This is a genomic window from Promicromonospora citrea (genome assembly GCF_013004695.1).
In the GTDB taxonomy this organism is placed as follows: Bacteria; Actinomycetota; Actinomycetes; order Actinomycetales; family Cellulomonadaceae; genus Promicromonospora; species Promicromonospora citrea.
This window is the reverse complement of the sequence record NZ_JABEMG010000148.1, coordinates 1-10,258: the sequence shown is the minus strand read 5'-3', so window position 1 is coordinate 10,258 and position 10,258 is coordinate 1. Positions and strand designations below refer to the sequence as shown.

The window sequence follows — 10,258 nt, the reverse complement described above, 5'->3', positions numbered from 1 at the left end:
GGCCGCCACCAGCGCCCCGGTCGCCGCGCGGACCCCGCCCGCGCCGCGTGCGGCGAGGACGGCGCGCAGGCCGAGCAGCGCCGGCGCCAGGAGGCCCAGGCCGAGGATCCCCGCGAGGTGGGCGACCACCCAGCGGCCGGAGGCGAACCCCGCGGCGAGCTCGGGGGTGGCGACCGTCTCGTCGGGCCAGGGGCGCAGCAGGGGGAACAGGAGGAAGGACAGGCCGGCCGCGACGAACCCGACGGTGGTCCATCGCCCCGCGGTCATCGCGGGCTCCCCGCGGTCACCGGCGCCGCCGCGAGCGCGGCGACCCCCGCGACCAGCATGTCGAGCAGCACCTCGAAGCTGCGGTCCACGTCCTCGCGCAGGCGGAAGCCGCCGCCCTGCTCGAGCTGCACGAAGCCGTGGATGCCGGAGCGGACGGCGCGCACGGCGTCGATCACGCGCTCGTCGGGCAGGCCGAACCCGCGCAGCGTCGAGACGACGACCTGGACGCTCTCGGCGGCGACCTCCCGCGCGACGGCGTCCGCCGGGTCGTCCGGGTCGGGGCCGATCTGCGTCGCGGCGTACCGGCCGGGGTAGGCGCGGGCGAACTGCCGCCAGGCCTCCGCCAGTGCCCGCAGGGCGTCCGCGCCCGCGCGGCCCATCGTCGCGGCGGCACCCGCGGCGGTCAGGTCGCGGACGGAGAGCACGGCGACCTCGCGGCGCAGGTCGGCGAGCGAGCCGACGTGCTTGTAGAGGCTCGGTGCGGCGACCCCGGCCTTCGCCGCGACCTTCGCGAGCGTGAGGTCGGCGAACCCCGTGGCGCCGGCCTCGTCGACGACCTCGACGGCCAGGCGCACCACGGCGTCGTGCGACAGCCCCGCCCTAGGCACGGGGACCGCCGTCCGCGGCAGGTGCGACGTCGTCCGCGGCGCCGCCGGACAGGCCGGGCAGCCCCGCGAGGAAGCCGAGCACCTCCGGCACCACGTCCTGCGGCGCCTGGCGCTGCGGGTAGTGCCCGACGTCGGGGACCAGCACGCCGCGGGCGGTGCCGAGGGCACCGGTCATCCACGCCAGCTCCGCCGCCGGGTCGGGGTAGTCCGGGTCCAGCGCGCCGACGAGGACGAGCGCAGGCGCCCGCACCTCGGACAGCCGGTTCTCGACGACCGCGTGGTCGAGCGCCACGGCCAGGTCCCGGAAGGACCGCAGGTGCGCGGGGTCGCGCATCGCGTCCCGGACCTCGGCGACCTGCTCGGCGTGCTGCGGGGAGCGGCGTCCCTTGCTGATGGACGAGTAGTACGACGCCCAGAACGCCGCGCCCCACGGTCGTGCGAGGAGCACGCGGAAGAGCACGGGCATGAGGCGCTGCATCAGGGGCGACGCCGGCTCGCGCAGCAGCGGGCTGAGCAGGACCAGGCCGCGCACCAGGTCGGGCCGCTCGGCGGCGGCCCAGGCCGCGGCCGAGGCGCCCATCGAGTTCCCCATCAGGACGGCGGGCCCGGCGTCGAGGTGCTCGACGAGCGCGAGGAGGTCGGCCCCGGTCGCGTCGTCGCCGTGCGTGCGGAAGGTCGTGTCGGAGCCGCCGTGGCCACGCAGGTCGGCCGCGACCACCCGGTACCCGGCGCCGACGAGCGCCGGGACCATGTCGTCGTAGGTGGAGCGCGGCACGCCCATCCCGGGGACGGCGACGACGAGCGGCCCGGAGCCGGTGTCGGAGTAGGCGATGCGGCCCTCGGGCCGCTGTAGGTAAAGGTCCATAGCCATAAAGCTATGCCCATTAGCCAAACTCCACAACCCCCTGACGCGAGTGCGGGACCTTCGCTCCTCCTCCGTGGGCCGGACGAGCGAAGATCCCGCACTCAGCGGATCAGGAGGGTGGGGTCAGGGGTGGCGCGGGGCGCCGAAGTAGCCCTTCTCGGACTCGCCGGTCTCGGCCTTGATGACGTGCATGACGGCGTTGATCAGCGCCAGGTGCGTGAACGCCTGCGGGAAGTTGCCCAGGTGGCGCCCGCTCCCGGGCTCGATCTCCTCCGCGTACAGGTCGAGCGACGACGCGTAGCCGAGGAGCCGCTCGCACAGCGCCCTCGCGCGCTCGACCTCGCCGATCTCCACCAGCGCGGAGACGAGCCAGAAGGAGCAGATCGTGAACGTGCCCTCCTCGCCGCGCAGGCCGTCGTCCGTCTCGTCCGTGCGGTAGCGCAGCACGAGCCCGTCCTCGGTGAGCTCGTCGGCGATGGCGAGCACGGTGTTGCGCACCCGCTCGTCGTCGGGCGGCAGGAACCGCAGGAGCGGCACGAGCAGGAGCGACGCGTCCAGCGCGGGGTCGCCGTAGCGCTGCGTGAAGACGCCGCGCTCGTCGACGCCCTTGGTGCAGATGTCGTCGGCGATCTCGTCGGCGATCTTCTGCCACGCCTTGGCGTAGTCGAGCTCGTCGTAGATCCGTGCGAGCTTGGCGCCGCGGTCCATGGCCACCCAGCACATGAGCTTGGAGCTCGTGAAGTGCTGCGGCTCGCCGCGCACCTCCCAGATGCCCCGGTCCGGCTTGTCCCAGTGCTTCGCGGCCTCCTCGACCTGGCGCTTGAGGATGGGCCACAGGGACTCGGGCAGCTGGTCGCGCGACTTGGCGTGCAGCCACACGGAGTCGAGGACGGCGCCCCAGACGTCGTGCTGCCGCTGGTCGTAGGCGGCGTTGCCGATGCGGACGGGCTGTGCGCCCTCGTAGCCGGACAGGTGCGGCAGCTCGAACTCCTCGAGCCGCTCCTCGCCGCCCACGCCGTACATGATCTGCAGGTCCTTGTTGTCGTGGCACACGTCCTGGATGAACGCGAAGAAGTCGTTCGCCTCGCGCTCCAGGCCCAGCGTGTACAGACCCCACAGCGCGAACGTCGAGTCGCGGATCCACGCGTACCGGTAGTCCCAGTTGCGCTCGCCGCCCGGCGTCTCGGGCAGCGACGTCGTCGCCGCCGCGATGAGCGCGCCGGTGGGGGAGTAGGTCAGGCCCTTGAGGGTCAGCGCCGACCGCTGCAGGTACGAGCGCCACGGGTGGTCGGGGAACTGGCCCTGCGTGATCCAGTCGCGCCAGAACCGCTCGGTGCGCCACATCGCGTCGAGCGCGCCCGCGTACGTCGTCGGCGCGCTCTGGGAGCCCCAGGACATGGCGACGAAGTGCGTGGCGCCCTCGGTCATCCGGGTGCGGGCGGTGGCGCGCTTGCCGCCGTCCAGCCCGAACCGCAGGCTCGAGCGCAGGTGCAGGTCAGGGTTCGAGTCGCCGGTGTTCGCGACGACGGCGGAGTACCCGCTGTTCTCGTACTCCCACTCGACGTCCTGGCGCGCGTAGTCCGGGCGCGGCTCGCAGACGACCTCGAGGTCCACCGTGCCCGACACGCACTTGATGGTGCGCATGAGCACGTGCTCGGCGTCGTCGTCGGTGGGGGTGCGGCGGTGCGTGCCCGAGCGCGACTCCAGGTCGTGCCACGGCCCCATGAGCATGGCGTCGCGGACCACGAGCCAGCCCGTCGGCGTCTGCCAGGTGGTCTCGAGGATGAGCGTGCCGGGCAGGTAGCGGCGCGCCACCGGCACGTTGACGCCGTGCGGGCCCACCCGGAAGTGGCCGGCCCCGCGGTCCAGGATCTTCGCGAAGATGCTCGGCGAGTCCGGGCGCGGCACGCACATCCACTCCACGCTGCCCGACGGCGCGATGAGCGCGTTCGTCTCGCAGTCCGACAGGAACCCGTACTCGCCGATGTGGGGGAACTTGCTGCGGCCGTCGGTCGCGCGCGCGGACAGGGCGTCGCTCGAGGTGTGGGCTCTCACCGGCGTGGGCTCCGAGGTCTCCGACACCTTGCGGCGCCGACGTGCTGTGCCGGAGGTCGCAGGGGCGTCGACCGCTGCCCCTGGCGACTCAATCGATTCGAGCGTCATGAGACTCAAGGGTTCCGCACGCCGAGCGCGTGTGGCAAGCCGTGGCCGTGTGACGCGCGAGACCGCGAGATGTGCCTGCCGCGCACCCCGCGGTCAGCGGAGGGAGTCGAGCCAGGTGAGGTGGTCCGGGCCCGTCGGGCGGTACTCGCAGCCGACCCAGCCCGCGTAGCCCGAGGCGTCCAGGGCCCGGAAGAAGGCCGGGTAGTCGATCGTGCCCGAGCCGGGCTCGCCGCGGCCCGGCGCGTCGGCGACCTGCACGTGCCCGACGGCGGCGCCGACCCGCGCGATGTCGGCCACCACGTCGGCGCCGTTGTTGTGCAGGTGGTAGGCGTCGAACAGCACGCCGACGCCGGAGCCCGCGCGCCGGGCCACGGCCGCGGCGTCGTCGAGGGTCGCCAACGGGTAGGTGCCGTTCTCGCCCCGGGTCAGCGGCTCGACGAGCACGGTCACGCCCACCTCGCCGAGCGTGTCGGCCGCTCGTCGCAGCGCGCGCTCGGCCGCGGCGTCCTGCACGTCGGCCGGGACGCCGGGCAGCCGGTGCCCGTAGAGGGCGTTGACGCGGTCGCAGCCCGTCGCCGCGGCGATCGCGCGCACGACCGGGAGGTTGCGGGCGAGCTCGTCGGCCCGGTCGGGGTGGGACAGGATGCCGCGCTCGCCGCCCGGCATGTCGCCGGCGAAGAGGTTGAGGCCGACCAGGCGCACGCCGGCGGACTCCAGCGCGCGCAGGAACGTGTCGACCTCCGCGGTGTCCGGGTCGGGTGCGGCGAACGGCCACCAGCACTCGACGGCCTCGAACCCCGCGGCGCGCGCCGCGGCGAACCGTTCGGGCAGCGGTACCTCGCTGAACAGCAGGGACACGTTCGCGGCGAACTTCGGCATCTCGACTCCGATCCTCGGCGGGGCCGGTCGCCCCATTGACCGAGACAGGTATATCGAAATACCCTGCGTCATGCCAGTGCCGGAGAAAAGGCATCGGCGCAATGATCAATCGATGGATCAACGAACGAAGGGGTTCGGTCGGATGGCAGTCGTGGGCTTTGTCGGGCTCGGCGTGATGGGGCGGCCGATGGCGGCGAACCTGGTGCGCGCGGGCCACGAGGTACGGGCGTTCAGCCGCGGCGCGGCAGGCCGCGAGGAGGCCGCGCGCCTCGGGGTCCCCGTCGTCGGGGGCGTGGCCGAGGCGGTCACGGGGGCCGACGTCGTCGTCACGATGCTTCCCGACACCCCGGACGTGCGAACCGTCGCGCTCGGCCCGGGCGGCGTGCTGGAGCACCTCGCGCCCGGTGCCGCCTACATCGACATGAGCACCATCGAGCCCGGCGCCGCGCGCGACATCGCCGAGCGGTTCGCCGCGGCGGGGCACGACGCGCTCGACGCCCCCGTGTCCGGCGGCGAGGCCGGCGCCCGCGAGGGCACGCTGTCGATCATGGTCGGCGGACCCGCCGACGCCGTCGAGCGCTGGCGGGACGTGCTCGGCGCGATGGGCACCACCGTCGTCCGCGTCGGCGACGCCGGCGCCGGGCAGACGGTCAAGGCCGCCAACCAGCTCGTGGTCGCCGCGCACCTCCAGGCGCTCGCCGAGGCGGTCGTGTTCCTCGAGGCGCACGATGCCGACGTCGCCACCGCGCTGTCGGTCATCGCCCGCGGGCTCGGCGGCAGCACCGTCATCGACCGCAAGGCCGCGAGCGTGCTGGCCGGCGACTTCGCCCCCGGCTTCCGGCTCGAGCTGCACCACAAGGACCTCGGCATCGTCGAGGGCGCCGCCAGGGCGCGCGGCGCGGTGCTGCCCGTGACCGGGCTGGTCGGCCGGCTCGTGCAGTCGCTCGTGCAGCGCGGCGACGGCGCCCTCGACCACTCGGCGCTCGTCGCGCTCGCCCGCGAGCTCAACGGCACCGGCGACCGGGCGGAGGCGCGATGACCGTCGCCGCCCGGCCCGCGAGCACCGCCCCTGTCGCCCGCCCGGGCTGGTGGGACGAACCCTTCGGTGTCTTCCAGACCAACCTGCGCGAGATCGACGCGGGGCTCGACGTCGAGGCCACCCTCGACGCGATCGAGGAGCACGGCGCCCGGGTGTGGCTGCTCAACGTGGGCGGCATCCTGTCGCACTACCCCACGGACCTGCCGTTCCAGACGCGCAACCCCCACCTCGCCGGGCGCCCGGGCGGCGACCTCGTCGGGGACGCCCTCTCCGCGGCGCGGAGGCGCGGCGTGCGGCTGCTGGCCCGCATGGACTTCTCCAAGGTCGCGCCCGCGATCGCCGACGCCCACCCCGAGTGGCTCTACGTGTCGCCGACGGGCGCGCGCCAGGAGTTCGAGGGCCTGGTCAGCGTCTGCCCGAGCGCCGGGTACTACCAGCACCGCCTGCTCGACGTGGTCGACGAGGTGCTCGACCGGTACGAGGTCGACGGGTTCTTCTTCAACTGGTTCGGCTTCAACGAGGTCGACTACGCCGGGCGCGTGCACGGCGTCTGCCACTGCGCGGCCTGCCAGGAGGGGTTCCGCGCCCGGACCGGCCTCGACCGTCTGCCCGAGCGGGCGGGCGACGAGCACTACCGGGCCTGGCGCGGTTACGCGACGGCGACGATCGACGCGCTCACGGCCCGCGTGCGCGCCCACCTCGCCGCCCGCAGGCCCGACGCCGCGCTCATCCTCGGCACCGCCGCCGACGTGCTCTTCCACGAGGCGAACAACGCGATCGGCCGCACCCTGTGGCCGTACGCGACCGGCGAGGCCGTCAGCGCGCTGCGCTCGGCCAGGCCCGGCAAGCCCGTGCTGGTCAACGCGGTCGCGTTCTGGGACATGCCGTACCGGTTCGCCGCCGAGCAGCCCGAGATGCTCGGCCAGTACCTCGCCCAGGCGATCGCCCGCGGCGCCAACCCGTCGACCTATGTCATGGGCCCGGCCGGGCACGTCGCCTACGACGGGCTGTCCGCCGCCGCCGCCGTCACCCGCTTCCACCGCGACCACCGCGACGTCTACGCCGGGCTCTCGCCCGCGGCCCGGGTCGGCCTCGTGCGGCCCGACCCGCTGGACGACGACGGCCGGTTCGGCACCGGCGTCGCCGAGCACCGCGGCCTGCTCACCGCGCTGGTCGAGCGGCACGTGCCGTTCGACGTCGTGCCCGTCGGCGCGCTCGCCGACCTCGGCGCCGATCCCGCGACCGACCGGTTCCGCGTGCTCGTGCTGCCCGACCTGCCCTCCCTGCCCGACCCGGCCGCCGACGCCCTGGAGCGCTTCGTGCGCGCCGGCGGCACCGTCGTCGCGACCGGCCGCAGCGGCATCGGGCCCGACGGCGCCGTGCGCGACTGGTTCCCCGGCGAGCGCGTCACCGCCGTCGACGCCGACCGCGACCTGCTGACGTCGAGCTACGTGCAGCTCGACGGGGCCGAGGCGGTCGAGGGCGCCCGCCTCGTGCCCCGGCACGGCCGCCACCACCGGCTGGCCTGGCGCGCCGACACGACGCCCCGGTTCCGGCTCGTCGAGGCCGCACCGTACGGGCCGCCCGAGAAGGCGTACGGCCACGTGCCCGGCACCGAGCCCGTCGCGGGCGAGCGCCGGCACGGGGCAGGCGCCGTCGTCCAGCTCCCGTGGGTCGTCGGTACCGCCTACCGGGACACCGGGCTCACGGCGCTGCGCGACCTCGTCGTCGACCTCGTCACCGAGCGGCTCGGCACGCCGCAGGTCGCCCTCGACGGCCCCGAGCAGCTCGAGGTCGTCGTCGGCCGGTCCCGCGCCGGGCTCGTCGTCCACCTCCTCAACCACTCCGGACAGCGCGGCAACGGGTACGGCCCCGTCGTCCCGCTGCACGACGTCGCGCTGCGTGTGCCCGGCCTGGCCGGGCGGCCCGCGCGGGCGCTCGCGGGCGCGGCCACGGTGGTGGACGACGGCGACGACCTCGTCGTGCGGCTGGCTACGGTGACCGGGCTCGAGGTGGTCGTGATCGAGGACGGGGTGGGTACGCATGAGTGACGTCGTCCCTGACGTGCTGGTCGTCCGGGGCGGCCTGGGCGAGCGGGTCGTGGCGGCCGTGCGCGCGGCGCACCCCGGGCTCGAGGTCGCCGCGGCGGACGACCCCGCAGCCCGTGCCGCCGCGACCGTCGCCACCGGGCGGTTCTCCGACGAGGAGATCGCGGCGATGCCCCGGCTGGCCTGGGTGCACTCGTGGGCCGCGGGCGTGGAGGGCGACGTCGGCCCCGCGCTGCGGCGGCGGGCGACCGCCCCGGAGGCAGGGAGCACGCCGGTGACCGTGACGTCGTCGGCGGGCAACGGCGCGATCCCGCTCGCCGAGCAGGCCCTGCTGCTCACGCTCATGCTCGACCGGCAGGCGCCGCGCTGGGCGCAGGCGCAGCGCGAGCACCGCTGGGAGCGGTTCACGCACGACGAGCTGCACGGCCGCACGCTCGGCATCTACGGCTACGGCAACGTCGGCCGCGAGCTGGCCGCGCGGGCGCGCGCGTTCGGCATGGAGGTGGTGGGGCTGCGGCGCCGCCCCGCCGGGCCCGACGACCCCGTCGACCGCATGCTGCCCGCCGACGCCGTGGACGAGCTGGCGGCGGCGAGCGACGTCCTCGTCGTCGCCGCGCCGCTGACCGACGAGACCGCCGGCGCGATCACGCTGCGCACGCTGCGCGCGCTCGGGCCGCGCGGGTACCTCGTGGTGGTCTCGCGCGGCGGGATCGTGGTCGAGCCCGACCTCGTCGCCGCCCTGCGCGACGGCGTGATCGCGGGGGCAGGGCTGGACGCGCACGCCACCGAGCCGCTGCCCGCCGACTCACCGCTCTGGGACCTCCCGAACACGATCGTGACCCCGCACAACGGGGCGACGACGCCGGCGACCGCCGACCGCGGCGCGGCGATCTTCCTCGACAACCTCGACCGATGGCTCGCGCGGCGGCCGCTGCGCAACGTCGTCGACGTGGGCCGCCTGCCCTGAGGCGGCCCGCACCGCACGTGCACCCCCCTTGTACAACGACGTACCGAAAGAAGGACACCATGGCAGATCTCACTCGACGGTCGTTCCTGACCTGGACCGGCGTGGGGGCGCTCTCGATCGCCGCCATGACGCTCGCGGGCTGCGGGCCGTCCGGCTCCGGCGGCGGGCGCGACGGCTCGGTCCGCTTCGCGTGGTGGGGCGGCTCGGACCGGCAGCGCGCCTACCTCGACGCGCTCGACGCGTTCACCGCCGAGCACCCCGACATCAAGGTCGCCCCCGAGTTCGGCGACTACACCGCCTACCAGGAGCGCATGACCACCCAGATGGCGGCGCGCGACGTGCCCGACGTCTTCTGGATCCCCTCGGCCGCCGTGCTCACCTACCGCGACGCCGGGCTGTACCGCGACCTCGAGGGCGTCGACGGGCTCGACCTCAGCGGGTTCGACGCCGCGCAGGTCGACTCGTTCCGGCTCGGCGGCACGCTCGACACCCTGCCGAAGTCGGTGTTCAGCCCGGTGGTGCGGTACAACGCCACGTTCGCCGAGGAGGACGGCGTGACGCTGCCCGACGACCTGAGCTGGGACAGCCTGGCCGAGCTGCTGATCGACTACGCGAAGGACAACCCCTCGGGCCGCACGGGCACCAGCTACGGGGCGTACCACGACATGCCGTTCGAGTCGTTCCTGCGCCAGCGCGGCGAGGACCTGTGGACGGAGGACGGCAGGCTCGGCGCGACCGTCGACGGCGTCGCCGCGTGGATCGACTGGTGGGAGCGGCTGCGTACGGCCGGTGCCACGACGACGCTGAGCCAGCAGGACGGCATCGAGCCGTCGTGGGCGCAGGTCGGCGACAAGGTGCTGCTCACCTTCGCCAACTCCAACCACATCGTCGACGAGGCGCAGGCGTTCCCCGACTACGAGTTCGACCAGCGGGACGTGCCGGCGGGCCAGGACGCCGCGGCCGGCTACCACTTCACGTACTACAGCCGGTTCGCGATGTACTCGGGCGTGCCCGACGACCGCGTCGAGGCCGCGGCGACCCTCATGAGCTACAACCTCAACTCGCCGGAGCTCCTCGGCCTCGTCGGCCTCTCGGCCGGCGCCCCGCCGAACGTGAACCTGCTCGACGCCTACGAGCCCGACGCGACGCCCGACGAGCAGAAGGTCATCGCGATCACGCGCGAGATCGCGCAGACCGAGCAGCGGCCGCGGTTCGAGGCGCCCGCCGGGTCCGGCAGCTGGCGCGAGCTGATGATCCGTGAGCTCGAGGAGGTCACGCTCGGGCAGAAGACGGTGCCCGACGCCGCGGCGGCCTTCGTCGAGGCCGTCGAGGGCGAGATCGCGAGCGCATGATGGCACTCGCCTCGAAGGACACCGGCCGCCGGGCGCCCCGCGCGCCCGGCGCGCCGGACCGGCCCGCCCC

General features: G+C 74.7%; 9 protein-coding genes. 4 read left to right on the top strand and 5 right to left on the bottom strand.

The features are described 5' to 3' along the window. From HLB15_RS20220 to HLB15_RS20200, 5 genes are all read right to left on the bottom strand, one after another. The coding region (locus tag HLB15_RS20220; RefSeq protein WP_212760145.1) for a hypothetical protein at nucleotides 1–267 on the bottom strand (267 nt) is incomplete at its 3' end. Beyond that, complete coding sequence (locus HLB15_RS20215; protein ID WP_171108026.1) at nucleotides 264–875, bottom strand: TetR/AcrR family transcriptional regulator; 612 nt, start codon at nucleotides 873–875, stop codon at nucleotides 264–266. The genes HLB15_RS20220 and HLB15_RS20215, both read right to left, overlap by 4 nt. Continuing rightward, complete coding sequence (locus HLB15_RS20210) at nucleotides 868–1,740, bottom strand: alpha/beta fold hydrolase (RefSeq protein WP_171108023.1); 873 nt, start codon at nucleotides 1,738–1,740, stop codon at nucleotides 868–870. Before HLB15_RS20210 ends, HLB15_RS20215 begins: the two co-directional genes overlap by 8 nt. Nucleotides 1,741–1,863: 123 nt before the next feature. Beyond that, nucleotides 1,864–3,795, bottom strand: coding sequence for a glycoside hydrolase family 15 protein (locus HLB15_RS20205; RefSeq protein ID WP_229785551.1), 1,932 nt, complete (start codon nucleotides 3,793–3,795; stop codon nucleotides 1,864–1,866). A gap of 201 nt (nucleotides 3,796–3,996) precedes the next feature. Further along, complete coding sequence (locus tag HLB15_RS20200; RefSeq protein WP_171108019.1) at nucleotides 3,997–4,782, bottom strand: hydroxypyruvate isomerase family protein; 786 nt, start codon at nucleotides 4,780–4,782, stop codon at nucleotides 3,997–3,999. A 142-nt stretch (nucleotides 4,783–4,924) separates the two neighbouring features. On the opposite strand from HLB15_RS20200, the gene HLB15_RS20195 reads away from it, so the two are divergent. From HLB15_RS20195 to HLB15_RS20180, 4 genes are read left to right on the top strand one after another with little or no spacing between them, the layout of a single operon-like run. Continuing rightward, nucleotides 4,925–5,821, top strand: a complete 897-nt coding sequence (locus HLB15_RS20195) for an NAD(P)-dependent oxidoreductase (RefSeq protein WP_171108030.1) — start codon at nucleotides 4,925–4,927, stop codon at nucleotides 5,819–5,821. After that, nucleotides 5,818–7,872: a beta-galactosidase trimerization domain-containing protein gene (locus tag HLB15_RS20190; protein ID WP_171108016.1), complete on the top strand. Its 2,055-nt coding sequence runs from the start codon at nucleotides 5,818–5,820 to the stop codon at nucleotides 7,870–7,872. The genes HLB15_RS20195 and HLB15_RS20190 overlap by 4 nt, the downstream gene beginning before the upstream one ends. Beyond that, nucleotides 7,865–8,836, top strand: a complete 972-nt coding sequence (locus HLB15_RS20185; protein WP_171108014.1) for a D-2-hydroxyacid dehydrogenase — start codon at nucleotides 7,865–7,867, stop codon at nucleotides 8,834–8,836. The genes HLB15_RS20190 and HLB15_RS20185 overlap by 8 nt, the downstream gene beginning before the upstream one ends. Before the next feature lie 59 nt (nucleotides 8,837–8,895). Further along, nucleotides 8,896–10,188, top strand: coding sequence for an ABC transporter substrate-binding protein (locus tag HLB15_RS20180; protein ID WP_212760143.1), 1,293 nt, complete (start codon nucleotides 8,896–8,898; stop codon nucleotides 10,186–10,188). Nucleotides 10,189–10,258 lie beyond the last annotated feature (70 nt).